General features: G+C 52.5%; 23 protein-coding genes. 7 read left to right on the plus strand and 16 right to left on the minus strand.

The window, feature by feature from the left end; all coding sequences use genetic code 11:
* Positions 1-98: 98 nt before the first annotated feature.
* The 7 genes from ACJJI4_RS00385 to rsxA all read right to left on the minus strand — a co-directional run bounded on the left by ACJJI4_RS00385 (position 99) and on the right by rsxA (position 6,931).
* Positions 99-806, minus strand: a complete 708-nt coding sequence (locus tag ACJJI4_RS00385; protein ID WP_282934272.1) for a TetR/AcrR family transcriptional regulator — start codon at positions 804-806, stop codon at positions 99-101.
* 333 nt (positions 807-1,139) lie between these two features.
* Positions 1,140-1,853 carry an electron transport complex subunit E gene (locus tag ACJJI4_RS00390; RefSeq protein WP_444926675.1) on the minus strand — a complete coding sequence of 238 codons (714 nt, stop codon included), beginning with the start codon at positions 1,851-1,853 and terminating at the stop codon, positions 1,140-1,142.
* A complete protein-coding gene (gene rsxG, locus ACJJI4_RS00395; protein WP_444926676.1) occupies positions 1,853-2,557 on the minus strand; it encodes an electron transport complex subunit RsxG in 705 nt (234 codons plus the stop codon). Before rsxG ends, ACJJI4_RS00390 begins: the two co-directional genes overlap by 1 nt.
* Positions 2,557-3,609 carry an RnfABCDGE type electron transport complex subunit D gene (locus tag ACJJI4_RS00400; protein ID WP_282934269.1) on the minus strand — a complete coding sequence of 351 codons (1,053 nt, stop codon included), beginning with the start codon at positions 3,607-3,609 and terminating at the stop codon, positions 2,557-2,559. Before ACJJI4_RS00400 ends, rsxG begins: the two co-directional genes overlap by 1 nt.
* Complete coding sequence (gene rsxC, locus ACJJI4_RS00405; RefSeq protein WP_444928200.1) at positions 3,609-5,660, minus strand: electron transport complex subunit RsxC; 2,052 nt, start codon at positions 5,658-5,660, stop codon at positions 3,609-3,611. The genes ACJJI4_RS00400 and rsxC overlap by 1 nt, the downstream gene beginning before the upstream one ends.
* 71 nt (positions 5,661-5,731) lie before the next feature.
* Positions 5,732-6,346 (minus strand): electron transport complex subunit RsxB, encoded by a 615-nt coding sequence (gene rsxB, locus ACJJI4_RS00410; RefSeq protein ID WP_444926677.1) that lies wholly within the window; start codon positions 6,344-6,346, stop codon positions 5,732-5,734.
* 9 nt (positions 6,347-6,355) lie between these two features.
* Positions 6,356-6,931, minus strand: coding sequence for an electron transport complex subunit RsxA (gene rsxA / locus ACJJI4_RS00415; RefSeq protein WP_444926678.1), 576 nt, complete (start codon positions 6,929-6,931; stop codon positions 6,356-6,358).
* 402 nt (positions 6,932-7,333) lie between these two features.
* On the opposite strand from rsxA, the gene yghU reads away from it, so the two are divergent.
* Positions 7,334-8,212, plus strand: coding sequence for a glutathione-dependent disulfide-bond oxidoreductase (gene yghU / locus ACJJI4_RS00420; protein WP_444926679.1), 879 nt, complete (start codon positions 7,334-7,336; stop codon positions 8,210-8,212).
* A gap of 126 nt (positions 8,213-8,338) precedes the next feature.
* Here the strand turns inward: yghU and ACJJI4_RS00425 are convergent, their stop codons facing one another.
* The 4 genes from ACJJI4_RS00425 to ACJJI4_RS00440 form a co-directional block, all read right to left on the minus strand.
* The gene (locus ACJJI4_RS00425; protein WP_413664387.1) at positions 8,339-8,581 is read right to left on the minus strand and encodes a hypothetical protein; all 243 of its coding nucleotides are present in this window, start codon (positions 8,579-8,581) and stop codon (positions 8,339-8,341) included.
* Positions 8,559-9,056, minus strand: coding sequence for a hypothetical protein (locus ACJJI4_RS00430; RefSeq protein ID WP_444926680.1), 498 nt, complete (start codon positions 9,054-9,056; stop codon positions 8,559-8,561). The genes ACJJI4_RS00425 and ACJJI4_RS00430 overlap by 23 nt, the downstream gene beginning before the upstream one ends.
* Before the next feature lie 39 nt (positions 9,057-9,095).
* Positions 9,096-9,347, minus strand: a complete 252-nt coding sequence (locus ACJJI4_RS00435; protein ID WP_282934265.1) for a hypothetical protein — start codon at positions 9,345-9,347, stop codon at positions 9,096-9,098.
* A 260-nt stretch (positions 9,348-9,607) separates the two neighbouring features.
* Positions 9,608-10,555 (minus strand): D-2-hydroxyacid dehydrogenase, encoded by a 948-nt coding sequence (locus ACJJI4_RS00440; RefSeq protein ID WP_282934264.1) that lies wholly within the window; start codon positions 10,553-10,555, stop codon positions 9,608-9,610.
* A 151-nt stretch (positions 10,556-10,706) separates the two neighbouring features.
* Here ACJJI4_RS00440 and ACJJI4_RS00445 point away from each other — a divergent pair, with 151 nt between their 5' ends.
* Positions 10,707-11,609, plus strand: a complete 903-nt coding sequence (locus ACJJI4_RS00445) for an EamA family transporter (protein WP_444926681.1) — start codon at positions 10,707-10,709, stop codon at positions 11,607-11,609.
* 10 nt (positions 11,610-11,619) lie between these two features.
* Here ACJJI4_RS00445 and metG read toward each other — a convergent pair whose 3' ends face one another.
* Positions 11,620-13,647: a methionine--tRNA ligase gene (metG, locus tag ACJJI4_RS00450; RefSeq protein ID WP_282934262.1), complete on the minus strand. Its 2,028-nt coding sequence runs from the start codon at positions 13,645-13,647 to the stop codon at positions 11,620-11,622.
* Between the two features lie 211 nt (positions 13,648-13,858).
* Here metG and apbC point away from each other — a divergent pair, with 211 nt between their 5' ends.
* Both apbC and ACJJI4_RS00460 read left to right on the plus strand, forming a co-directional pair.
* Positions 13,859-15,010 carry an iron-sulfur cluster carrier protein ApbC gene (gene apbC, locus ACJJI4_RS00455; protein WP_413664391.1) on the plus strand — a complete coding sequence of 384 codons (1,152 nt, stop codon included), beginning with the start codon at positions 13,859-13,861 and terminating at the stop codon, positions 15,008-15,010.
* A 592-nt stretch (positions 15,011-15,602) separates the two neighbouring features.
* Positions 15,603-15,995, plus strand: coding sequence for a hypothetical protein (locus ACJJI4_RS00460; RefSeq protein WP_282934259.1), 393 nt, complete (start codon positions 15,603-15,605; stop codon positions 15,993-15,995).
* 8 nt (positions 15,996-16,003) lie between these two features.
* Here the strand turns inward: ACJJI4_RS00460 and trhO are convergent, their stop codons facing one another.
* Complete coding sequence (trhO, locus tag ACJJI4_RS00465; RefSeq protein ID WP_444892795.1) at positions 16,004-17,005, minus strand: oxygen-dependent tRNA uridine(34) hydroxylase TrhO; 1,002 nt, start codon at positions 17,003-17,005, stop codon at positions 16,004-16,006.
* Between the two features lie 197 nt (positions 17,006-17,202).
* Between trhO and ACJJI4_RS00470 the strand changes: the two genes are divergently transcribed.
* Both ACJJI4_RS00470 and ACJJI4_RS00475 read left to right on the plus strand, forming a co-directional pair.
* Positions 17,203-17,463 (plus strand): hypothetical protein, encoded by a 261-nt coding sequence (locus ACJJI4_RS00470; protein WP_108731798.1) that lies wholly within the window; start codon positions 17,203-17,205, stop codon positions 17,461-17,463.
* A 203-nt stretch (positions 17,464-17,666) separates the two neighbouring features.
* Positions 17,667-18,200, plus strand: coding sequence for a hypothetical protein (locus tag ACJJI4_RS00475; protein WP_282934257.1), 534 nt, complete (start codon positions 17,667-17,669; stop codon positions 18,198-18,200).
* Between the two features lie 92 nt (positions 18,201-18,292).
* Here the strand turns inward: ACJJI4_RS00475 and ACJJI4_RS00480 are convergent, their stop codons facing one another.
* From ACJJI4_RS00480 to ydiJ, 3 genes are all read right to left on the minus strand, one after another.
* Entirely contained in the window at positions 18,293-18,697 is a 405-nt protein-coding gene (locus ACJJI4_RS00480) for a 3D domain-containing protein (RefSeq protein WP_238152122.1), read from the minus strand.
* Positions 18,698-19,203: 506 nt separating this feature from the next.
* Entirely contained in the window at positions 19,204-19,941 is a 738-nt protein-coding gene (locus ACJJI4_RS00485) for a tetratricopeptide repeat protein (RefSeq protein ID WP_444926682.1), read from the minus strand.
* Between the two features lie 74 nt (positions 19,942-20,015).
* The gene (gene ydiJ, locus ACJJI4_RS00490; protein WP_444926683.1) at positions 20,016-23,051 is read right to left on the minus strand and encodes a D-2-hydroxyglutarate dehydrogenase YdiJ; all 3,036 of its coding nucleotides are present in this window, start codon (positions 23,049-23,051) and stop codon (positions 20,016-20,018) included.
* Between the two features lie 242 nt (positions 23,052-23,293).
* Here ydiJ and ACJJI4_RS00495 point away from each other — a divergent pair, with 242 nt between their 5' ends.
* Entirely contained in the window at positions 23,294-24,256 is a 963-nt protein-coding gene (locus tag ACJJI4_RS00495) for a YbgA family protein (protein WP_444926684.1), read from the plus strand.
* Positions 24,257-24,259: the final 3 nt, after the last annotated feature.

Below are 24,259 nucleotides of genomic sequence, written 5' to 3' on the forward strand. Positions count from 1 at the left end.
TTATTGGAAGCTATCTGGAAAGAGCTATCTGGAGAGGAGTTGGGTATGGAGGGGACAACTCCATACCCGTTTCCTGGAGACGAGTAATTCAGAAAGATTCAGCCGTATGCTGCAGTTTCAGCAACAACTGTTGCCGCTGGAATTAATCCGTTGATCATCAAGGTGACGGTGCGTTCCAACAGCGGCGAGTCGATAGCAATAGCACCACTCAAAATTTCATACTCAAGGTTCAGGATCGTACCGTGAGCAATTTGTGCAGCCGCTTCAGAATCCGCTAGACCCAGTAATTGGAAGAATTCCTTGATCATTGACTCTCTGGCGTGATTGGCCATTCGCACCGCACGGGTCAGCTGCTCATTGCGAAGCGCTTCATTACGGAATGCCAGTTCAACCAATCTGCGATCCCGGTCTTCAGCCTGGGTGCGGACATGAGTAAGAATAAAACGGGTCAATTGTTGAATCAGCAGTTTACGACTGCTATGTGACGCCCGTTCTTGTGCGGATAAATTCCGTGCCGCACTAAAACTTTCTTCATGCAGTTGGCGTGTAGCCTCGAGTCCCTGCTCAACAAAATAAGTAAATGAATCGCTGATCAGGTCATTCAGGTCTTTGAAATAATAAGTAGTAGCCGCGAGAGGAACGTTAGCTTCGCGGGCGACTGCACGGTGCCTGATGCCGCGGATACCTTCTTTAACGATCAGTCTCAGGGTGGCCTCTAGAATCGCCTTGCGCCGCAGACGGCTATCTGCGCGTTGGGCCCGGCGGCCGTGGTAGACCAATTCAGACTTTCCAGTGTCTACAGTCATAGCATTATCCCTGTCTTATTGCATTGGCGCCGATAGCAAGGTGAAGCTGATCGGCCGTGCCATTCTAGCCAAACAAAATTAAAAAAAGGGAATAATGCTATTACATTCGATTACACGAATATTGCACTGGTACAGCGCAATAAATGCAAAAAAGTGGGGATTTGATGATGTATCTCATCATACTGAAAAAGTGAAAGATGAAAAATCCGCAAGATACAGATTAGTGAGGGGGTTCACATTTTGGCTTTTGGTGAAAAAATTAAGTTCTGCAATCGATTGGCAAGATAAATAGCCATTCAATTGCAGAATTAAATTGGTTAGCTGCTGCTTATCTTAAGAGATTTTTCCGGTAACACGTACGCGCTTTGAGCCTGGAATGATCTTAACTTTCTGGCTTTTATATCTTTCAATACCGATATCAATGGCGTTTTTTGCTGCGATCAATAAGCCGGCGACAAGGAATGCACCGGGAGGAAGCACGGCAACAAGAACGCCTGGATAGTCACTGCCAAAAATTGAAATACCCCAATCTTTTGCCATTGAACCAAATAACAAGTCCATATCTGAAAATAGCGTGCCTTGGCCAAGAATTTCTCTGACTGCACCAATGGCGATGAGTACTGCAGTGAAACCTATACCCATCATAAATCCATCTGCCAGGGACGGAAGCACGGGGTTTTTACTGGCAAAAGCATCTGCTCGCCCGAGGATCGCGCAGTTGGTTACGATTAGCGGGATAAAAATACCTAGCACCAAGTAAAGCTCGTAGGTATAAGCCTTCATCAATAGCTCAACGCAGGTAACGAAGGTGGCGATGATCATAACGGAGGCTGGTAAACGGACAGTATCCGGAATTTGTCGTCGAATCAGGGACACCGCAAGGTTTGAACAGGTGAGAACTCCGGTAGTGGCCAAGCCGAGGCCGATGCCGTTCACCACGGAACCGGTGACTGCCAGCAGGGGACAGAGGCCAAGTAATTGCACCAGCGCGGGGTTATTTTTCCACAGCCCATTTTGGGCGATTTCTGTGTAGCCGGGAGTTGCCATCAGTTCTGCTCCTCAACCGCCGCAGGTACTTGTTCCGAGTCGATTTCAGAGTTCTCAATCTCTACTGCTCGCTTGGACATTGGCGCATTAAATATTTGCTCGTGGTGCTGGGCTACAAACTCAAGCACCTGGTGTACTTCATTGACAACAGCGCGAGGAGTAATTGTAGCGCCAGTAAATTCATCAAAAACGCCGCCATCCTTTTGTACCTTCCAATCGGCTGAGGGCGGATTTTTTAGTGACAGGCCGTCAAACTGGAGCACCCAGTTACTTTTTTTCAGCTCGACTTTATCGCCCAGCCCCGGAGTTTCTGTGTGGCTTGTCACCCTGACGCCAGCAATGGTGCCATCGCGATTCACACCAACGAGTATTTTTATTGGGCCGGAATATCCATCTGGTGTGACTGCGGGCACAATGACTGCGGAGACTTTTCCGTCCTCTTCCCGCGCGAGATTGATATCTCCACCTTGTTGCAGGCCTAGCTGATTCCAGTAAGGTTTTGGAATTGGATAGGTGTCTACCAACATGTCATTACTGTGGCGTTCCAATGGGATAATTTCCAGTAGCGCTTTCGCCGAAGCTTCCCGGATAGCTCTCTCAATCGGCTCTTTAGTCGTAATCTGGGTCACTGCGAGTGTACCTGCAGTGACCAGGGCGATAAGAGTGAGAACGGCGGCATTGGAGGCCATTGACTGTCTAAGCATCAGCTCTCCTCCAGGTCGGTAGCGCGGCGGGAGCCCTTGTGGCCATAGGTCCGTGGAAGCGTGTAGTTATCAATGGTTGGTGTTGCAAAGTTCATCAGCAATACAGCAAAAGCCACCGCATCGGGGTAAGTGCCCCAGGCCCGGATTACATAAGTGAGCAGCCCCACACCGGCCCCAAAAATCAGGCGGCCCCGGTTACTGGTGGCACCGCTGACAGGGTCGGTAATAATAAAGAAGGCCCCAAACATGGTGGCCCCAGAAAATAAATGCAGTACGGGGGATCCCTCTGACAAGGAACTGCCGCTGTCGTAGAAAAACAGGGAAATCAGAGTGAGGGTGGCGAGCATGGCAACCGGTGCATGCCAGGTAATAATGCCGCGAAATAATAAGAACAGCCCACCTAACAGGAATCCGAAGCTGACGGTTTCCCAACCGACTCCAGCAAATGTGCCTTTATTGAGGACCGGCTCCATTTCATAGAGCTGTGAGAGAAGCACTGACTCATTTAATCGCACGATTTCCAGCGGTGTAGCGCGGGTAAAACCATCGACATTGTAGCTACCGATTACCAGAGAGAAGGCTTCCTCCAGGCTGGGTGTCCCGCCGATAACCTCTGCAGCTCCCACCCAGCGGGTCATATCTACCGGGAAACTAATCAGCAGGACAACATAGCCCACCATTGCGGGGTTAAATGGGTTGTACCCCATACCGCCATAAAGATGCTTGGCCAGGACAATAGCCACCGCAGTGCCCACTATCGGCAGCCACCAGGCACAGTAGGCCGGAAGCGCGATACCGAGTAGCAGTGCAGTTACAAAAGCACTGCAATCCCGCAGATAGAATGCTGCCGGCCTGCCGCGTAATCTCATTACCGCTGCTTCACACAGAAGCGCTGTGATTGTGCACAGGGCAATATTGATCAGTACTCCGATACCGAAATAAATCACCATCGCCAGCACACCGGGTATGGTGGCCGCGGCGACTTGTAGCATGACTTTGGTGGTGTCATTGCCGGAACGGGCGTGAGGGGAGGTGGCGCGCATTAGAGACATTATTGCTTTCCGTCCTGTGCTGCTTGTTGTTCGCGCATTTTGTCTTCCAGTTTCTTTTGTAGCTTCTCCAGGGCACTTTCGAATGCACCCAGATTGGCATCATCTTCATCTCGAGCCTTTTGCAGGCGAGTCTCAGCTTTAGTGACGCGCTTGCGCAGTGCTTCGATATCTGCAGCAAGTCTGTCGGCGTCACTCATCTGGGCCCGCGCCTCTGCAGAGGCACGGGCTTTGGTAATTGCTCGCACAGCTGCATTGGTTTCTTCCTGGTTGGGCTCCCGGGTGGTATCCCTATCGGCGCGTCGTTCGGCAAGGGTCAACTTGTGTTGTGCTTCCTGCAATTTCACTTCAGCAGCTTTGAGTTGCGCTGCCAATTGGTCGCGCTGGCTCTCATCGGCAGCTTCCAGTTTATTGCGCATGCGTTCCACCCGGCTCTCGGCACTGGAAAAAGTACGCTGGGCGCGGGCCAAAAGCTGCTTAGGATCCTCCTGGCGGGACTTAACTCGCGCCAGGGCGGCGGCGACAACATCTGCTTCCTGCTTCTCAGCTTTGGCTGTCGGAGATTCAGGGTTTTGTTTCCTTTGCTGGCGAGCTTGTTCAGCGGCTTTGCGCCGGGCTTCGCGTTTCGCTTCTTTCTCTTTTTCAGCTTTTTCAAGACGCAACTTGCGGAATTCGAAACGATCGCGTGCGCGATCGGACTTTTCTTTTTCCGCTTCAGCAGTGCGAATTGCACCCTTGGCAGCGCGGTAGTACTGAACCAGGGGAATCGTACTGGGGCAGACGTAAGAGCAGGCACCGCACTCGATACAGTCAAACAGGTTGTAGGCCTGTAGCTTCTCCCGTTCGTCGGCGCGGGCATACCAATAGAGTTGTTGCGGTAGCAGCGAAGCCGGGCATGCCTCTGCGCAAAAACCGCAGCGAATACAAGCTTGGGCCACCGGTGCTGGCGGTAGCTCCTCACGGGTCGGTACCAGCAGGCAGTTGGTGGTTTTCACGATTGGGGCGCGTTGATCGTCAATCGTATAACCCATCATCGGACCGCCGATGATCACCTTTTGCATCAGGCCGCGATGGACACCGTGATATTTGAGGATATGTTCTATGGGAGTGCCGATAGGTACATCGATATTGCGCTGCTGCTCCAGCGCTTTGCCGACAACAGTCGTCACTCGGCTGATCAGGGGTTCGCCAAACCGAATCGCGCGATATACCGCGCGAGCAGTGCCGACATTCTGGCATACAATCCCCACATTGGCCGGTAGCCCTTTGTTGGGCACTTCTCGGCCGGTAAGGATTTGAATCAGCTGTTTTTCGCCGCCGGACGGATACTTTGTGGGGAATACCACGATATCGAAACGGGTGCCTTCAACGGCTTTGCGCATCGCACGGATAGCTTTGGGCTTATTGTCTTCGATACCAATCAATACCCGTTCGGGCTGGTCGAGGATATGGGCAAGAATTTCCACGCCGGCAATAATTTCGTCGGCACGCTCCCGCATAAGCATATCGTCGGCAGTGATATAGGGTTCACACTCTGTGCCATTGATAATCAAAGTATCAATTTCGGCGCCGCCGTGAGGGTCTAGCTTCACAGCGGTTGGAAACCCTGCACCGCCCATGCCGGCAATACCGCAGTCGCGGATCTTGTCCAGAAGCTCTACCGGGGAAATCTGGAGGTAATCTTCGCAGGGGGTGAGATCGCACCAGGCATCGTCGCCGTCTGTGCGAATGACAATGCAGTCCTCCAGCAGACCCGAAGGGTGGGGAACTGGATAGGGTTCAATGGCCATAACCCTGCCGGAGCTGGGAGCATGCACTGGACAGCTAATGAAACCGTCGGCTTCGGCAATCTTTTGCCCCTTTAATACCTTATCACCGAGGTTCACCAGCGGTATGGCGGTGGTACCGGAGTGCTGTAGCAGTGGTACGATCAAGTCCTCGGCGAGGGGGATCACTCCTATAGGCTCACCGGTACTCTGGTGTTTGTTCTCGGGAGGGTGCACTCCGCCGGGGAAGTCGTTGGGGCGCAGCTCGCGCGCTTTTTCACTGGCAATCAGTTGTGCCTCGCGGGCTGCGCGTCTCTCCTGAACGGCCTCTCTTTGCTTGGTCTTGCTATCTACGGGGTTCAAACCGCGCCTCCCCCGGTATGTTCTTGAATAGTGCGGCGATCGCTGGCAATCAGCGCCGAGCTATCGCTGGGCTTGTGTGGATGCCAATCCTGTAAAGCGGTTTCCAGGGGAACCATATCGATACAGTCAACGGGGCAGGGTTCGACACAAAGGTCGCACCCCGTGCACTCATCGGTGATCACCGTGTGCATATATTTGGCGGCGCCGGCAATGGCATCTACCGGGCAGGCCTGAATACATTTGGTGCAACCGATGCACTCCGCCTCGCGGATAAATGCCACTTTTTTTACATCTTCAACGCCGTGCTCGGCGTCCAATGGCATGGGCTCTATATCCAGCAGATTGGCCAACTCATTGATAGTGGCCTGCCCGCCGGGGGGGCACTTGTTGATGGTATCGCCGTGCACTATCGCTTCTGCGTAGGGGCGACAGCCGGGGTAGCCACACTGGCCACATTGAGTCTGTGGCAACAGGGCATCGACCTGCTCAACGAGGGGGTCACCCTCCACCCGGAAGCGAACGGCGGCGAAACCCAGCAGGGCACCGAATACCAATGCCATGCCACCGAGCACCAGCAGGGGAGAAGAAATTTGTGAGATCCAGTCCAGCATTTCGAAACCCTATACCAGACCGCTAAAGCCCATAAATGCCAGTGACATCAGTCCGGCAGTGACCATTCCGATTGCAGCGCCGCGAAATGGCAGCGGGACATCGGCGGCAAAGAGGCGCTCGCGCATCGAGGAAAACAAGATTAATACCAGGGAGAAACCCACTGCTGCGCCAAATCCGTAAAGAGTGGATTGTATAAAAGTATGCGCTTTCAAAGTGTTCTGTAGGGCGACACCCAACACGGCACAGTTGGTAGTGATCAGCGGTAGAAAAACGCCTAACACCTTGTACATCAACGGGCTGGTCTTCTGGATAAACATCTGCGTGAACTGTACGACAACAGCAATCACCAGAATAAATGAGATGGTGCGAAGATCTTCAATACCAAAGGGGGCCAACAGATAGGTGTTGACCAGGTATGAACAAATAGAGGCCAAAGTAAGTACAAAGGTGGTAGCGCCGGCCATACCCACAGCGGTCTCCAGTTTATTGGAAACTCCCATAAACGGGCACAGGCCGAGAAACTGCACTAACACATAATTATTGACCAAGATGGTGCTGAGCAGAATGACGGCAAATTCGGTCATAACAGGTCCGGTTAAAGCCCGAGGGCGGAGTGGCGCGAACAGCGGCAATGGCGTCGGCAGGGTTAAGGTGAGACTAGCACCTTCCTTGTGAGCACCGTCGAATGCCGCGCAGGGCGGCTATTATGGTTGAGTCGCTTGGGGGCTTCAACTCGTGAGGAGGGTGGCAGGGGAAAAGGGCCGACAAAGGGCCACCTCTGGATCAAAAGGACTCCACTTGGAGCAAAGGTGGAGGCCTTTGTGGATACTATTTGCAGTACCTTTGCCAATTTGAAACGATAGGTACAAGATGGGTAGCCCAGTTTGGTACTTGGTGTTAAGCGTGGGGTAGAGGCAATACAGTATATTGACTCGGCATGCGTGTTTTTGCTTGAGAGCAACCTTAAATTCAGTTGGAGCAGTTTAATGTCGAACGAAACCTACACTCCCCCCAAGGTTTGGCAGTGGGATAAGGAAAGCGGGGGCGCTTTTGCCAGTATCAATCGGCCGGTAGCGGGTGCGACCCATGATAAAGCGCTGCCGCAGGGGCAGCACCCGATGCAGCTCTATTCTTTGGCTACGCCGAACGGGGTTAAGGCGACGGTGATGTTAGAGGAGTTATTGGAGCTCGGGTTTGAGGGAGCAGAATACGATGCCCACTTAGTCCGTATTACTGAAGGAGAGCAGTTTGGCAGTGGTTTTGTAGAGGCAAACCCAAATTCCAAGATTCCGGTCTTAGTGGATCACAGCACTACGCCACCAATCCGGGTATTTGAGAGTGGCTCCATACTGCTTTACCTGGCGGAAAAGTTTAATGTCCTTTTGCCCCATACGCCCGAGCAGCGCACTGAGGCATTGAATTGGCTCTTCTGGCAGATGGGCTCGGCTCCTTACCTGGGGGGAGGCTTTGGACACTTTTATGCCTATGCACCGGAAAAATATGAATACCCGATCAACCGATTTGCTATGGAAGTAAAGCGCCAGTTGGACGTATTGGACCAACAGCTGGCGAAGCATCCGTATGTGGCGGGAAGGACTTATACCATCGCCGATATTGCGATCTGGCCCTGGTATGGGGCTCTGGTGCGCAATGAAGCTTATGGTGCGGCGGAATTTCTCGATACCCAGAGTTATAAAAACCTCAATCGTTGGGTGGGGGAAATTGCAGAGCGGCCAGCAGTAAAGCGCGGACGAATGGTCAATCGAACCTGGGGTGAGCCCAGCGAACAACTACATGAGCGCCACAGCGCCGGTGATTTTGACAATAACACCCAAGATAAAGTGACCGATAAGGATGTTGATTAATATAGGGTGTTAATAGGTAAGGCTGGTACAAGGATGTGCCAGTATCTATTCTCTAAGGTTATTTTCCGGTGCCCCTCTTTTTAGAAGTGGCCGTTGAATTAATATTTATATAAAGAGTAGCGTCGGCTAAAAAGCCCTCATAGACAGCATAAACTGAACCACCTGTGAGGTGCGGGGCAATTGCCATAATTTTTCCGCCGCGAAGCCGGCGATTAAAGCGAGGCCTAAAACCAATGGCAGGGGAATTCCCTGTAAACGCTGCTGAACATCTTGCTGTTGCTGATTTACGATTGCCAATACACTGAGCCGCTGTCGCTCCGTATCCCGGCTGCATTGTTCGATCTGTTTATTTAAAGACTTCAGTGACATCGTTTAAAGCCTCTTTAACTTGTCGCCTGGTCTCTTCAAAACCCAGTAGGGGCACCAGCTTCTTTTGATAAACGATAGCTCCCGCCAAAATAGCGACCTGGATAAGAATAAATACCAGAAATGCCAAATAAATAGACTGGGAAAAATAGTAGGCAATCAGCCCAACGCCTCCACAGAGACTGACGATGAGGGCCGCACTTAGAGGCAGTAACATCAGTTGCAGGGCAACAATACGCTTGCCGGCTGCAATCGTTCTATCCAACTCCAACTGGAATAGCTTTTGAATATTAGCCAACCAGGCAGTCAGTAGGGTCAGTGTTGCCTCGGCGCGAGCAAGGGTAGCTTCAAGGCTATTTTCACCTTCTCCATCAGAGTCTTTCCCTGAGGGAGAAGGTGAAGACTGACCCGGGCTGCGCTCCTGCGCAGCGGAATCGGCATTCTCGCCAGACGCTTGGGACTTTTTTTCATTGCCCATCAGGGGGTGTCCTTACCAGTCGAAAAAAAGAGAGAAGCGTTACTTAAAGAGCTTCGCAATTGCCCAGCCAACAACAAATGCACAGCCAACAGCGAGAATGGGGCGCTCCCGAAGTGAGGACTCCGCTTTTTCCATTACATCGGTGGCACGTTGTCTCTGGGACTCTACAGAGGTCCGGGCCCTCTCTTTCAAGCTGCCAGCAGCTTGTGAAGCGGCCTCTCCAGCAAGATTATAGGCCTGTTGCAGCTTCTCCCTACTGGAGTTCGTATGTGGAGATCTTGCGGTTGCCATCAGGTTTCTCCTCTCGGGGTTTAATTGCCGAGGAAGTCTATAGTCCCGCGTGGTAATTCCCACTTGAAAAAGGGGTTTTTTTCACGCGATTTTTGCAGGAAAAAGTCCCTGTCTCTGCTACTGATCTTGGACTATGGCTGGCAGCTGTTCGGGCCCGGTCGTAGTTTCAAACGGCAAAAGCCGGCCTGAGTTCACAGAGGGGATTAGCCCCCGGGCCGGCAGATGCCTGAGATGGCTTGGGTTAGATAAAAGCGAGTTGTTTATGGATGGCTGGTACTCTCACTTTTCCAGGTTTCAATATTCTCTACGACCCCGTTGAGTAGGCGCTGGCGTGATTCACGGCTGATCCAGGCGTTGTGGGGGGTGATAATCAAATTGGGGATATCTCTGTCCAATAGTGGGTGACTGGCGGGTGGGGGCTCCTGGCTGAGGACATCCAGCGCCGCCCCCCCAAGGTGTCCACTGCGCAAAGCATCCGCCAGTGCCTGTTCATTCACCAGCCCGCCCCGAGCCGTATTGACCAGGAGTGCGCCGGGTTTCATCGCGGCGATGAATTGCTCGTCTACCAGCTGATCGGTTTCTTCTGTGAGCGGGCAGTGCAGACTGATGACATCGGACTCTGCACACAATTGTTGCAGTGGCGTCCTGCCTTCAGCGGGTGTGCCGCTAAATGATTCAGCCACCAGTACCCGCATGTCCAGGGCTTCCCCCAGTTTTGCCACCTTCTGCCCGAGGGCACCAAAGCCAATGATACCGAGTGTTTTTCCTGCGAGTTCAACCACTGGGTGATCGAGCAGGCAAAAAATTGTAGATTGGCTCCAGCGTCCGGCAAAAACATCGTTGTGATAGCGGTGCCACTTGGAAGCAAGAGCCAGGATCAGGGCAAGAGTGTGCTGTGGTACAGAAGCCCCCGCATAACCTTTAACGTTATACACCGGAATATTTAATTCCTGTGCGGCGGCGAGATCGATGTTATTTGTACCGGTTGCGCAAACACAAATCATTTTTAATTTGCTGGCCTGCTCCAATAATGTGCGGCTTATTATGACTTTATTGGTTATTACCACCTCGGCCTCGGCGATTCGCTCCGCGACTTTTTCGGCGGGAGTCGTTTCATAGAAGTCCCACTGGTCTAGACTATTTGTTAGGGCCGAGGTATCCAGCTCCTCAAGCTTCATTGTCAAAGTGTCCAGAAATACGCCGCGCATGACATCTCCTCGATAGATTTGCAGTGTGGTGGACATGCTACGGCAGTGAAGAGGGAATGCAAAACTTTGCTGGCCAGCGGCCTTAACTGCGCATATTCGTGGCTACGGTTGGTTTGTCGGGGCCTTTCTGTCGCAATTGAAGAGGGCCTCTATGGGAATATCGTTTACCGCTGCCAGTCTTGTTTTAATTTCTGCATTTCTACACGCGGGTTGGAATTTACTGGGGAAGTCCCGTACACCAACTCCCGCCTTTTTTTGTATCGCGACTCTCAGTGTTGGAATTTTTCTTTTACCGCTAAATTTTTGGTTGCTATATCAGGTTGATTCACTCCCGCGAGGTTTTTGGATCCTCCTTATCGGTAGTGGTTTTTTTCAAATGATTTATATGGGGGGCTTATCCCTCGCCTACCAGCGAGCCAATATGGGATTGGTCTATCCCGTTGCTCGAGCATTGCCGGTATTGCTGGTTGCACTGGCAACGGTATTGTTGGGGCAATCGTTGCCTCCACTCGCCTGGGTGGGAATGCTGTTGGTGACAATTGGCTGCCTGCTGGTACCGCTGGTGTATTTCCGCGAGTGGCACTGGAGAGCTTATTGGCGCGCGGACTGCGCTTGGGCGCTGGTAGCAGCCATTGGCACTGTGGGTTATTCACTGGCGGATAAAGGGGCGCTGATTTACCTGGGGGATGCTGCGGGAGGCACTATCCCTGCGCTTGTTCTTGCCTACAGCTATTTGGGGATGCAGTTTCTCGCCTGTGGTGTATGGCTGCTTCTGGGGTGCTTGGGTCAGAGTGGCACTGCGCCATTGATCCAAAGTTTTCGGGACTTGAAGGTCGGGGCTCTGACCGGTGCCATGATGGGAGCGACTTACGGCCTGGTACTGCTGGCGATGACAATGACTGAAAATGTGAGTTATGTAGTCGCCCTAAGGCAGTTGAGTATTCCCCTGGGCGTGGGTTTGGCGGTCTGGTTACTCAAGGAGCCGGCACACAGGCCCCAGCTGCTGGGAGTGGGGCTGGTGTGTGCCGGCTTGATTGCGGTTTCCCTGCGTTAGCGCAGGGAAATTACATTACGCGCATACCGGGTTTGGCGCCCTCGTGGGGCTCCAGTATCCACAGGTCCTTACCTCCGGGACCTGCTGCCAGAACCATACCCTCACTGACACCAAAGCGCATTTTACGCGGCGCCAGGTTAGCGACCATAACGGTGTGCTTACCTTCCAGGTCTTCAGGGGCGTAGGCGCTTTTAATACCGGCAAATACCTGGCGGGTTTCGCCGCCCAGGTCCAGGGTTAAGCGCAGCAGTTTACCGGCGCCTTCAACATGCTCAGCTTTGGCGATCAGGGCGATCCTCAAGTCTACTTTGGCGAAGTCATCAAACTGGATTTCCTCAGCAATGGGGTCCTCCGCCAGAGGGCCGGTAGCAGCTTTGGTTTCCGCTTGTAGCTGGGCCAGGGATTCCGCAGCCGCATCCATAACTGCATCTACCTGGGTTTTCTCCACCCGTTGCAGCAGCGGCTTGAACTTCTTGATTTCGTGATCTGTCAGCGGTTTGGTTGCGCTGTTCCAATCTAGCTCACTGTTGAGGAACTCCGCCGCTTTTTGTGCAGTGTTGGGCAATACCGGGGCGAGCCAGGTGATCAGGGCGCGGAACATATTCACACCCTGGGAGCAAATAGCCAGAACCTCAGCTTCGGTGCCCTCCTGCTTGGCCAGGGACCAGGGAGCCTTGTCGGCGATCCAGGCATTGGCGGCGTCGGCCAGAGCCATAATGTCGCGCATGGCGCGGGCGTATTCTCGCTGCTCGTAATACTCAGCAATTCGTGGAGCCGCCTCTACAAATTGGTTCCACAATTGTTCGTCGGCTAGTTCGCCGGCCAGCTTGCCACCGGACTTGCTGACAAACTTGGCGGTGCGAGAGGCGATATTGACTACTTTACCCACCAGGTCAGAGTTCACCTTGGCGATAAAATCGTCCAGGTTCAGATCCAGGTCATCGACGCCACCGGTCAGTTTGGCGGCGAAGTAGTAGCGCAAATACTCAGGGCTCAAGTGATCCAGGTAGTTGCGGGCATTGATAAAGGTGCCGCGGGACTTGGACATCTTCTTGCCGTTTACGGTAAGGAAGCCGTGTACGCAAACTTTGTTGGGGGTGCGGAAGTCCGCCGAGTCCAGCATGGCTGGCCAAAAGAGTGCGTGGAAGTTGACGATATCCTTGCCGATAAAATGGTAGACCTCGGCGTCGCTGTCTTTTTTCCAGTACTCCTGCCAGTCCAGCCCTTTGCTGTCGCAGTAGTTTTTGAGACTGGCCATATAGCCAATGGGAGCGTCGAGCCACACGTAGAAATATTTGCCCGGCGCATCGGGAATTTCGAAACCGAAGTAAGGGGCGTCGCGGGAAATATCCCACTCTTGCAGGCCCTCTTCCAGCCATTCGGCCAGCTTGTTGGCTACTTCATCCTGGAGAGTGCCGGAGCGGGTCCACTCGCGCAGGTATTCGGTGAATGCGGGCAGGGTAAAGAAGAAGTGCTCTGACTCCTTTTCTATCGGAGTGGCGCCGGAGATTGCTGATACCGGATCGATCAGTTCGGTAGGGCTGTAGGTGGCGCCACAGGCTTCACAGTTATCACCATACTGGTCGGGCGTGCTGCAGCGGGGGCAGGTTCCCTTGATATAGCGATCCGCCAGGAAAAGCTGTTTCTCTGGATCGAAAGCCTGGGTAATAGTGCGCGATGCGATGTGGCCGTTTTCGCTGAGGCGGCGGTAGATCATTGCCGACAGCTCGCGGTTTTCCTCTGAATGGGTGGAGTGGTAGTTGTCTACACCAATTAGGAAGTCGGCGAAGTCGCGCTCGTGTTCTGCCTGCATATTGGCGATATGCTGTTCCGGGGTCAGGCCCAGTTGTTCAGCCTTCAGCATAATTGCAGTGCCGTGAGCATCGTCGGCACAGATATACAGGCAGTTATTACCGCGCGCACGCTGGAAGCGGGCCCAAATATCGGTTTGGATATATTCGAGCACATGGCCCAGATGTAGGGAGCCATTGGCATAGGGCAGTGCGCTGGTGACGAGAATGTTGCGCGTATCGGACATCGGTTTTTCCATCGCTGTGGGGTTGCGGCCAGGGACTCACGGAGAGTGGGCCGAAGATCGTCAAAAGACCGCGGAATATAGCAGATTTGCACTATGTCGTGGAGGGATCAAGCTGGCTTATGTGAATCCTTGTTTGGCTGCCGTGGCTGGTGTTAGGCCGCGTCATCCGACACAATGCGAGCCAATCTAGAAGCGCTGAGAGGGAGATACCGTGAGCGATCATCATCACGATCATGACGAGCTGTCACAGGAAGTTCAGGCTGAACTGGAGCGACTGGCGGAGTGCCTCGGCCAGTTGCATGATCCTGCCAGTGGCTTGCCGCTGGATGATTTGGACGCAGAAATTGAAGTTGGGTATGAGGACGAAACTGTTTTCGCAGGGATTACCCTGGGATATCCGTGTGCGAGCCAGGAGGCAGACTGGCACCAGAGAGTAGAGGAAAGCTGTCAGCCGCTGTTGAAAGCCGGGCCCCTCAAAGGCTCTAAGTTGCAGTTTGAGCTGTTCAGCGATATTCCCGCTACGCCGACTTCCGGGGCGCCGGAAACTCTGGCGAAGGTAAAAAATATTGTTGCTGTGGCGTCGGGCAAAGGCGGGGTTGGCAAGTCCACGACTGCGGTCAATCTGGCCCTGGCCCTGGCGGCGGAAGGTGCCCGGGTTGGTTTGTTGGATGCTGATATCTACGGCCCGAGCCTGCCCACCATGCTGGGAACTGAAGACCAGCGCCCGCATGTGAAAGAACAGAAATTCTTTGTGCCGGTAGAGGCCCATGGAATAGAGACAATGTCTCTGGGGTACCTGATGACCGAGGAGACCCCAGCGGTATGGCGAGGGCCTATGGCCAGCGGCGCGCTCAACCAGATTCTCAGTCAAACCCTGTGGGGGGAAAGTCGGGATGGGCTTGATTACCTGGTTGTGGATATGCCCCCGGGTACTGGGGATATTCAATTGACGCTGGCACAGAAAACTACCTTGGCCGGTGCGGTAATTGTAACTACCCCTCAAGACCTGGCACTAAAAGATGCCATTAAGGGCGTGGAGATGTTCCGCAAGGTATCGGTACCTGTGTTGGGTATTGTGGAAAATATGGCGCTGCATACTTGTTCCAAGTGTGGTCACAGCGAGCCAATTTTCGGTACCGGTGGCGGTGAGCGAATCGCTGCGGAGTACGATACCCATTTACTGGGAGAGCTTCCGCTGGCACAGAAAATCCGCGCCGATGTGGATAGCGGACAGCCCAGTGTTATTTCCGATCCAGATAGTGAAATTGCTGGTTTTTATTGCGAAATTGCCCGCAAGGCTGCTGCCCAGATCTGGTTAAACAGCAGTGATGACAGCGATATGCCGGAAATCGAAATAAGTTGAACCCATTCGCGATATTGATCACAAAGAAATAATTTTCTTTGTTTTTCTGTTTTTACCGGGCTCCAATATTTCTATATTGATGCAGCCCGGTGTCCCTCATTGAAGTAAGCCGTACTAGTTTGTTCCTTGTTTTATGGTACAGATTTCCTTTTAGCGATAGCCCACTTCTGTCGCGCCCTGGGTAAATTAGAAGTTTCAAAATATTTCACAGAATTACCTGGTAAAAAACAGGGGTATTTTGATCGTACTAGTTACTTATTGTTTTAAAAATCATAAAGCCGATATTTTTTTGCGATATAGACCGCTTATGATTTTTAGGTGGCAGTATTTGCAGGTTTTTTGTCGCTTATTAAATGTAGTTGGGGCTGAGGGTATTAAAACGGGTTTACAGGTGCAGTATTTTCGCCGACAAACGTCAAACCCTTTATACGGATGTTGGATTGCCGTTGAGATAGAAGTAAATATCAGGAGTGTACGAGAAAAAAGTCTGCCTTATTTCGCGTTTTCAATACAGGTAAGACAATAAAAAGAGGCATTGCGGAAGCTGTAGTCGATAAAAATAAAAAAGACAAGCGCACGGGTGCTGTTATCAATGAATTTTCATATTAGCTATCGGCCGGCGGGTGGAATAGCGCGTGTGCTTTTTTTTGGTCCGGTGGGGTATAAGGACAAAATAGAAGCCATTGCACTACTGGTGGAAAAGTATCGCCACCGAAAACCCCTACGTGTACTACTCGACCTGCGTTATGCGCGCAGCAAAACCACACTGGAGGAGCACCAGAAATTTATTCACTTTATTGCTGAGAACCCTGTACTGCGACGGGCATTTATCGCGGTGTTACATCCGCGAGGGCGCTGGACCTGTCCGCTGCCCAGCCATGGCTCCTGCCTGTGTAGGCTCAGTTCTAGGGAGTTCGTTGTGGAGGCTGAGGCAGAGGCCTGGCTAGCCCAGATAAAGGTCGTACCTCAGCCTCTTGCTCTCTAGGGGAGGGGTTAGGCCTGCTGGTTGCGCGCCTGTTGGGCTTCAGCCTGGCGGCGGCGCTCCTCTCTCTTTTGCTCGCGGCGGGAGACGGTTTGCGCGCGGGCGTCCTGGCCAATGTGTACTTCACCGCGCTGTTTGGCCAGCTGAATTTGCTTTTCGCGCTCGCGGAAACGGGCTCGGTCGGCTTCCGGCACCTTGTCGTGGCAGTGCGGGCAGCTTACACCCTGCTCGAACAGGGGAGATTGCTGGTCTTCCTCAGTGATGGGCATGCGGCATGCATTGCATTGATCGTATTTGCCGCGTTCCAGGTTGTGGTTGACTGTCACCCGCTCATCGAAAACAAAGCACTCGCCTTCCCACAGGGATTCTTCTGCTGGGACTTCTTCCAGGTATTTCAAAATACCGCCGTGGAGGTGATATACCTCTTCAAAGCCCTGCTCTTTCATATAGGCTGTGGACTTCTCGCAACGGATACCGCCGGTGCAGAACATGGCGACCTTCTTGTGCTTGGCCGGGTCCATATTCTCTTTTACGTACTGCGGGAACTCGCGGAAAGTTTCAGTTTCCGGGTTGATGGAATTCTTGAAAGTACCAACCTGGAATTCATAGTCATTGCGGGTGTCCACGACAACAACCTCTGGGTCGCTGATCAGGGCATTCCAGTCTTTGGGTTTGACATAGGTGCCGACGGTGCGCAGTGGATCAATGCCCTCTACACCCATGGTGACAATTTCTTTCTTTAGCTTCACTTTGCTGCGCAGGAAGGGCATTGCCTGGGTGATGGACTCTTTGTAGTCCAGGTTGGCGAGGCGCTCGTCTGACTTCAAATGGGCTAATACCGCGTCGATACCTTCGCGGGAGCCGGCTACAGTGCCATTGATGCCCTCTTGGGCCAACAGCAGGGTGCCGCGAACACTGTTTTCTTGCATCACCTCCAGCAGTGGGGCGCGAAGCGTTTCAAAGTTCTCAAGGGTAACGAACTTATACAGTGCACAGACAACAAATTGGTTCATGGTACTTCCTCAGTTGCGGGCCGGATCGCAAATCCGGAGCAGAAAAAATCGCCGCGCATTTTATCGCAAAAAAAGGAGCTTGTCGTACAGTAAGCAGGCGGTCCGCATCTGCAAGAAAAGGGATTTGTAGTTGACCGTCGGGCCGCAAGTTGTCAAAGTTCTGGCCGAAATTTCAAGGTCACAGCGAGGCGAATCCCATGGGCGAAGAGTTTGCACCGAAAGAGTCGGAGTTGAGCCAGATCTATCGGGAGGGCGAGGTTTCCGTCCAGATCGATATTTATGAAGATGGTGAGGGCGGCTGGCTGCTTGAAATCGTCGATGAACACAACAACTCAACCGTTTGGGAAGATGCGTTTGAGACTGAGCGGGAAGCGCTGGATGAAGCGCTCGATGCTCTTAAAGAGGAGGGGATCGCTACCTTTGTTGGGCCAGTTCAGGAGGCCGACGGCAGCTGGTAAGTCCTCTTCAGAGTGAATCGGCTGACTGGCAATTCCCAGCGGGAGTTGTGGCAAAAGTCGGCTGACATTTGTTCAAACTGCTATGGTTAATGTGAGAAGGGAATCGCGACTGTGTAACAGCACACCCAATCACAGTGCCGCCGCGAGACAATGGTGGAATCCAGGTCTCCGGCGGTACTACCTAACCTGCGGTTACCCTCCCCATGAACCTGCGCTACCTTATTCTGCTGGTGACTGTATTAAGTCCACTGGTATCCGCAGAGAGCATCCGCCTTTCCAATCGACAGCTACTCACCACTGACCTGAAAGAAGCCCGACTTATCTCCGAATTGAGTGGCTATGCCATTGTTGCCGGGCGCCATTGTCTCGATTGCGACGAGAACCTGGCAATTTATATACAGAGAGTTGGCCGCGCCGATATGGGGATAAACCCAGAGAAAATTGGTATTGAGGCTGATCGCTATACCTATCCCGGCCGCTATCTAGATTACATGACCAAGAAACTGGTGGAAAAAACCCGCATGTTTTATGGGCTCTGTCACGAGGGGCAGCCGTCGCTTTTATGGCTAACGGAATACAGGGAGGGTGAGCGCTGGGTAAAATCAGAATACTTAATATTAATTGGCGAGGATGGATTAAAACATCGCTATACCGAGAACCAGCAGCCGAGCCTGTTTTATATCGGAAATTCAAATTGTATAGAGCTAGAAGGGTTTTTAATGGAGATGGAACCCTGATTGCTTTTTGGTGGATTAGATATAAATTCTTTTAACAATAAAAAAACCCCGCTGGAGGGCGGGGTCACAAGCTCTGTTGAAATTAGGTCTAATTACTTTACGGGCTCAAAAACAATCTTCAGTTTTTTCTTGCCCCAGGCGCGGGCTTTCTTAATGTCTTTCTCCATCCAAACATCGATTCGGTTAGTAAAACGCTTGTTCATACGGTCGCGCACGGTATAGGTGCCAGGCAGACCTTCAATTTTAACTTTGGCGCCGTTAGTCAGACCGTGTTTTTCCAGGTCACGGGATACGGCGATAATTTTGTCACCGGGGCGCAGGCGGTTGTTCCAAGCTGCTACCCAGGGATCACTGTCAGTTTGTCCGGGTACAGAGTTGTAAGCAGTTGCGTCAACAATCATGGTTTTCTTAAGTGCTGCTGAGGCATTAACGCTTACACCGATAGCGAGTAAGGCAGCAATAAAAAAGGCAGTATTTCGCAGAGTCTGTTTCATCATGTCCCATTACCTCCAGGTCATAAATGGTCACAAGCCAAGGGCTGCTTGTGAAATTTCCAAGTTTGTTTGGAAATCGTTGATCAATATTTAATCAGCGCTGGCTATATTACCGGCGATTCCTGAGGTATCAACTTTTTCCTGCAAAGCGAGAAAAAGCCGTATGAATTGGCGGGTTATTTACAGAAAATAAAAAAATGGCTTAATTTTCAGATATAAAGAACAATAAAATTGCGCTGTATATATTTTGTACAGAAGGAAATAGCCGGATAGAACCCAGCTCCTTGGTAAATGGTTTCAAAAGAGAAAAATTGCGTGACAGCGATGTCATTCTAAAGAGTCGTGCTAGGAGTGGTGGAGGGCATTACTTAGCATGACTGGAACAGTAAAAAATTCCTCATAAATTATTTGTGACTTATTCTCCATATATTGCTGATATGACAAAAAACAGCAGGTTTTAGCGGAAAAACCGGTGCGTCACATTAAAAAGTGCAGGGAATCCCCAGTACTTACAGCGCGGTTTCGGGGTTTTCCAGTATCGGTTCCACCTGGCTGCGCAATGCGGATAAGTAGTCACTGTCTTCCTGGAGGTCCGGCAGCTTGTGCTGCATGTCCAGCTTCACCGTTTTTTCCAACCAGATGATGGCTTCCTCCAGGTTTCCCTGCCATTCACAGACTTGCCCCAGGTTGAAATAGGTGATGGCAAGGTTCTGCCATTCCTCCTGTTCGCGCAGGCCTTGGATTGCACTCTTATATAGAAGGTAAGCCGAGCGTAAAAGATGAGCTCGCTGAGTGTGCTCCTTCTCCGTTGCTGCTTGCTGATGGTAAGTGTGTGCCATGGCCGACCGCACTCTCGCGGTGGACTGCGGTAGCACCGCGCCCTCATCCAGGTAATTGAGGACCGATTCGAACTGTGCGCGGGCAAGGGGGTAGAGGTCAGGTCGCGCTTGGGCGCTAAATGCATTGAGCACAATACCGTAGCGGTAGCGCAGGGCCTGCTGTTGATCCGGATAGTCGGACAGCGAGGAGATGGCCTTTTCGTAAAGTGGCAGTGCGTCGGCGTAGTTGCCCGTGCGGGCGTAGGTTTCAGCCTCAGTAACCAATGCCAGGGAGTGTTGGGCCTGGGATAGATGGTGCTCTAATTGTTGTTTCCCGGAGTTTGAGCTTATGGATATTGCTGCTAGCAATACGGCGATGCCAAGCAGTGCATAAAACAGCATGAGCAGGTTTGAGAGATGTTTGTGCATAGGCACTTCCCGCAGGCTACTTTGGGTGGACGGTAAGAGACCCGGAGATATGGGCCTCTTACGTCAGTAAATGCCTATTTATCCAGTTGTGCCAGTAGCCCCTGTAGCGGATGGCGCAAGGATACGCCTGCAAAGCGACTGGCCTGGCAACGACAGGAATAGCCGGTGGCCAACTGGTTTTCGCCACTGTTCAATCGGGGCGCCCAGGATTGCTGGAAAATGACTCGTGAGGTCTCTTTGTGATCTGCTTCGTGGCCATAGGTACCGGCCATACCGCAGCAGCCGAGGCTCTCGGTAGCGAGTTCCAGGCCCAGGGCAGTGAAAACATTTTGCCAGTCTTTCACCGAGGCGGTGGCATTGGTTTGTTCACTGCAATGGGGCAGAAGCTGGAAGTTGGCGGGCGCTATGCGGTGGCGCTGTTGTTCCAGGTGCTCCCGCTGGGAAGCCAGCCATTCCTGTAACAAGTGGACCTTGGGTGCCTCATCGCCCATCAGCTTTTTATACTCGGAGCGATAAGTCAGGGTCATTGAGGGGTCGATGCCCACAAGGGGAATACCGCTGGCGGCGAGGTCGTTAAGCATCTGGCTGTTTAATTCAGCGACTCTCTGGAACTGGCGCAGGAAACCGTGCACATGTAGGGGTTTGCCGTTGGCGCGGTAGGGCGCCAGCATGGGGACAAAATCGAGCTGCTTTAGTAAGCGCACAATGTCGGCAACCACTTGGGCATCAAAATAACTGGTAAAAGCATCCTGCACTATCACCACTGCGCGACTGCGCTGTGCCGGGCCCAGGGACTCCAGGCAGGCGGCACTGGCGACAGGCACACCCAGCTCCGCCATAGTCGCTTTCAAGGTTTTTTCCGATAATAGTGGGCTGTCCACCATGCCGAACAGGCGCTCCATCAGGAAGGAAACTGGCTTGAGTTTTAGTGGCCAGTTGTATAACTGAGGTAGCTTGGCCAGGTGTGGCATCAGGAATTCCAGCCCACCGACGGCGTAATCTTTTAGTGGACGCAAATAGCGGCTGTAGTAGAGTTCGAGGAATTTGCTGCGAAACTCCGGCACATCCACTTTTATCGGGCACTGCCCTACACAGGATTTACAGGCCAGGCAGCCTTGCATTGCCTCGTTAACTTCGTGATTGAAATCGTACTCGCCACGGGTTTTTGCCAGGGAATTGATAATGCGTTTGGGGAGTCCGACGAAAAAGGAGCGCTCCCGCAGGCGCTGGGCACTGGAGACCGCATCGACATTTTTTTCACTGAGCAATCGCAGCCATTCGCGCATTAAAGAGGCGCGCCCCTTGGGAGAGTGAATACGGTTGCGAGTGGCCTTGTAGGAAGGGCACATGGCATCGTCGGGATTCCAGTTAAAGCAAGCACCATTGCCGTTGCAGTGCACACCTTCCTCATAGCCCTCCCAGACCTGGGCGGGAATTTGCCGGTCCCGCTCGCCTCGGGTGGATACCTCGTCAATTTTCAGCAGCTGGCTGTCATCACTGGGGGTAGCTATTTTCCCTGGATTAAGTTGGTTGTGAGGATCGAAGGCGGCTTTGATTTTTTGCAGCTCAGGGTAGAGCTCGCCAAAAAATTCCGGTGCGTATTCAGACCTGACACCTTTCCCATGCTCCCCCCACAAAAGGCCATTATATTTCTGTGTGAGGGCGACTACCTGATCGGTGATCGGACGAATTTGTGCGGCTTGCTGGGGGTCTTTCATATCAATTGCCGGACGCACGTGCAGCACGCCCGCATCGACATGGCCAAACATACCGTAGTCGAGATTGGCCTCATCCAATACTGCGCGGAACTCAGCGATAAAATCCGCCAGGTTTTCCGGTGGTACTGCTGTGTCCTCGACAAAGGGAATTGGGCGTTTTTCTCCCTGGGCATTGCCCAGTAAACCGACGGCCCGTTTGCGCATGGCCCAGATTCGATTGACCTCGGCGTGGCCTCGGGCAATGGAATAACCGAAACTTTTACCTGCTTGGCCAATAGCTTCATCAATATGAGCAGTAAATTGGGCTAGTGCCTGCTCCAATTCCTCTTCGCTATCGGCGGCGTACTCGACTAAATTAATGCCCTTGACCGGGCGATCATCCGCAGGGAAAAATTCACTGACGCTGTGCCAGACGATATCTTCCATCGCCAGCTGCAACACTTTGCTGTCCACTGTCTCGATAGACATGGGACCGGCCAGCATCAGGTCTTTGGCGTCGCGTAGCGCCTCTTGAAAATGGTCGTACTTTAAATTGACCAGAGCGACACATTTGGGAATTGGCAACAGGTTGAGTTTTGCCTCGGCGATAAAACCCAGGGTTCCCTCTGAGCCACAGAGAACACTATTGAGGTTAAAGCCTTTATCGTCGCGAATATGGGCCAGGTCGTAGCCGGTGAGGCAGCGGTTCAGCTTGGGAAACTTTGCTGTGATTAATTCTGCTTTTGTACGCGCGATAGAATCACAGACTTGGTGAACCTGTGCAGAGCGTTTATCCCCGACACTAACTTGTGCTAGCTCCTCATCGCCGATCGGGGCCGAGTGCCAAATCTCACCGCCCAATAATACGGTGTGTAATTCCAGCACGTGATCGCGGGTTTTGCCGTAGACACATGAACCCTGGCCCGAGGCATCGGTATTGATCATGCCGCCAATGGTGGCTCGGTTACTGGTGGAAAGCTCCGGAGCAAAAAATAGGCCGTGGGGTTTGAGTGCTGCATTCAGTTGGTCTTTGACCACCCCGGCTTGTACCCGGACCCAGCGCTTCTCAACATTGATTTCGAGGATCTGGTTCATATGGCGGGAGATATCCACAACCAGTCCATCGGTCAGGGACTGGCCGTTTGTACCGGTACCACCGCCACGGGGGGATAGCACTACCGAGTGAAACTCCTCCCTGTCAGCCAGCTCGGCGAGCAGCTGCAAGTCACGACTGTCGCGGGGATAAGCAACGGCCTGGGGGAGGACTTGGTATATCGAATTATCGGTAGCCAGGACCGTGCGGCTGGCATAACTGGGGGTGGTATCGCCACGGAAACCTGCGTCCTTCAGTTCCTGCAAGAACTGCAAATAGAGCGCCTGAACCTCGTCGACTTCGCGCAATGCTGGAATCATGAGCTAATCCGTACTTTCCGGGAGGTATGAGCCGCATCGCAGACCGGGGACTGGCGATAATAGTGCGCGCAGCGCTAAAACTCGGAATGAACGCGGCTTTGCATTGTAGCTTTGGTTTGTATTTGCGCAAGCCACGGTTACCTTGCAGGAGATTTTCAAAAACTTATACAAAGGCAAAGCTTGTATAAGTTTTAGTGGCAGGCTATAAAAAAGGTAGGCCATTACCTGCTCACCTTGTGACTATGAATATTCAATTCCTGCCGCATAAGATTCCCGTTGGTATCAGCCGCTGTGCCGTGGGTGATCCAGTTCGATATAACGGTAGCCATAAACACAGTAAAGTCTGCACTCAGCTGCTGGGTAATTGCTTTGATCTGCAAGCTTACTGCCCGGAAGTGGCAATAGGCTTGGGAGTGCCCCGCCCGCCAATTCACCTGATTGTCAGTGACCGCCTGCGCGCAGTTGGGCGCGATGACACCAATATCGATGTGACAGAGGACCTTGAAGCTTACGCAGACGAGATAAGTCCGGAGGTCGAGCAGTTGCGCGGTTTTATCCTGATGCAAAAGTCTCCCAGCTGCGGTGTGCGTACTACCCCCCATTACAAAGAAGATGGTCGCGGTGTACTGGCGCATTCGGCAGGTCTATTTACTGCGCGTGTGAGAGAGAATTTCCCCCACCTCCCTATGGAGGAAGTAGGGCGACTGAATGCCAGCGATATTCGCGAGAACTTTTTAACCCGAGTATTTGCTTACGATGCCTGGCATCGCTATGTATCGCCGGATCCTCGACCCGCTAAAGTTATTGAGTTTTACACCGCTTATAAGTACCTCTTGCTAGCCCATAGCCAGCCTCTGACCCGTGCCTTGGGTCAGTTTGTTTCCAACTCTCGCGCGGTGACCCCCGAAGAGTTCGCTTATGAAATTCGTGGGCGGATTATGGATATTCTCTCCCAACATGCATCGCGCAAGGATCGAACCAATGCACTGATGCACAGCCAGGGGCATTTAAAGGGCTATTTAAGCCGGGAAGAGCGGGCTGAATTAGCCCAGCTTATCGAGGAGTACCGGCAGGGGCATAAACCGATTTCGGCGGTACTTACTATGCTCCGTCATTACTTGCCGAGAAGCCCACACCACTTTATCCACAGCCAGGTCTTGCTCGCTGCCGAGCCGGCTGAATTAGGTTTATGTGAATTTCGATAATGA

The sequence above is a fragment of the Microbulbifer maximicatervae (SeqCode) genome (assembly GCF_052467305.1).

Bases quoted from the DNA above. Each gene is read 5' to 3' on its own strand.
- ACJJI4_RS00400 (WP_282934269.1), bottom strand. From the start codon at position 3,609: ATGTCTCTAATGCGCGCCACCTCCCCTCACGCCCGTTCCGGCAATGAC.
- rsxA (WP_444926678.1), bottom strand. From the start codon at position 6,931: ATGACCGAATTTGCCGTCATTCTGCTCAGCACCATCTTGGTCAATAAT.
- rsxB (WP_444926677.1), bottom strand. From the start codon at position 6,346: ATGCTGGACTGGATCTCACAAATTTCTTCTCCCCTGCTGGTGCTCGGT.
- ACJJI4_RS00440 (WP_282934264.1), bottom strand. From the start codon at position 10,555: ATGCGCGGCGTATTTCTGGACACTTTGACAATGAAGCTTGAGGAGCTG.
- rsxG (WP_444926676.1), bottom strand. From the start codon at position 2,557: ATGCTTAGACAGTCAATGGCCTCCAATGCCGCCGTTCTCACTCTTATC.
- ACJJI4_RS00385 (WP_282934272.1), bottom strand. From the start codon at position 806: ATGACTGTAGACACTGGAAAGTCTGAATTGGTCTACCACGGCCGCCGG.
- ACJJI4_RS00475 (WP_282934257.1), top strand. From the start codon at position 17,667: ATGAACCTGCGCTACCTTATTCTGCTGGTGACTGTATTAAGTCCACTG.
- ACJJI4_RS00495 (WP_444926684.1), top strand. From the start codon at position 23,294: ATGAATATTCAATTCCTGCCGCATAAGATTCCCGTTGGTATCAGCCGC.
- ACJJI4_RS00485 (WP_444926682.1), bottom strand. From the start codon at position 19,941: ATGCACAAACATCTCTCAAACCTGCTCATGCTGTTTTATGCACTGCTT.
- ACJJI4_RS00390 (WP_444926675.1), bottom strand. From the start codon at position 1,853: ATGGCAACTCCCGGCTACACAGAAATCGCCCAAAATGGGCTGTGGAAA.
- ACJJI4_RS00435 (WP_282934265.1), bottom strand. From the start codon at position 9,347: ATGGCAACCGCAAGATCTCCACATACGAACTCCAGTAGGGAGAAGCTG.
- metG (WP_282934262.1), bottom strand. From the start codon at position 13,647: ATGTCCGATACGCGCAACATTCTCGTCACCAGCGCACTGCCCTATGCC.
- ydiJ (WP_444926683.1), bottom strand. From the start codon at position 23,051: ATGATTCCAGCATTGCGCGAAGTCGACGAGGTTCAGGCGCTCTATTTG.
- ACJJI4_RS00480 (WP_238152122.1), bottom strand. From the start codon at position 18,697: ATGATGAAACAGACTCTGCGAAATACTGCCTTTTTTATTGCTGCCTTA.
- ACJJI4_RS00470 (WP_108731798.1), top strand. From the start codon at position 17,203: ATGGGCGAAGAGTTTGCACCGAAAGAGTCGGAGTTGAGCCAGATCTAT.
- ACJJI4_RS00445 (WP_444926681.1), top strand. From the start codon at position 10,707: ATGGGAATATCGTTTACCGCTGCCAGTCTTGTTTTAATTTCTGCATTT.
- trhO (WP_444892795.1), bottom strand. From the start codon at position 17,005: ATGAACCAATTTGTTGTCTGTGCACTGTATAAGTTCGTTACCCTTGAG.
- ACJJI4_RS00425 (WP_413664387.1), bottom strand. From the start codon at position 8,581: ATGTCACTGAAGTCTTTAAATAAACAGATCGAACAATGCAGCCGGGAT.
- yghU (WP_444926679.1), top strand. From the start codon at position 7,334: ATGTCGAACGAAACCTACACTCCCCCCAAGGTTTGGCAGTGGGATAAG.
- ACJJI4_RS00430 (WP_444926680.1), bottom strand. From the start codon at position 9,056: ATGGGCAATGAAAAAAAGTCCCAAGCGTCTGGCGAGAATGCCGATTCC.
- ACJJI4_RS00460 (WP_282934259.1), top strand. From the start codon at position 15,603: ATGAATTTTCATATTAGCTATCGGCCGGCGGGTGGAATAGCGCGTGTG.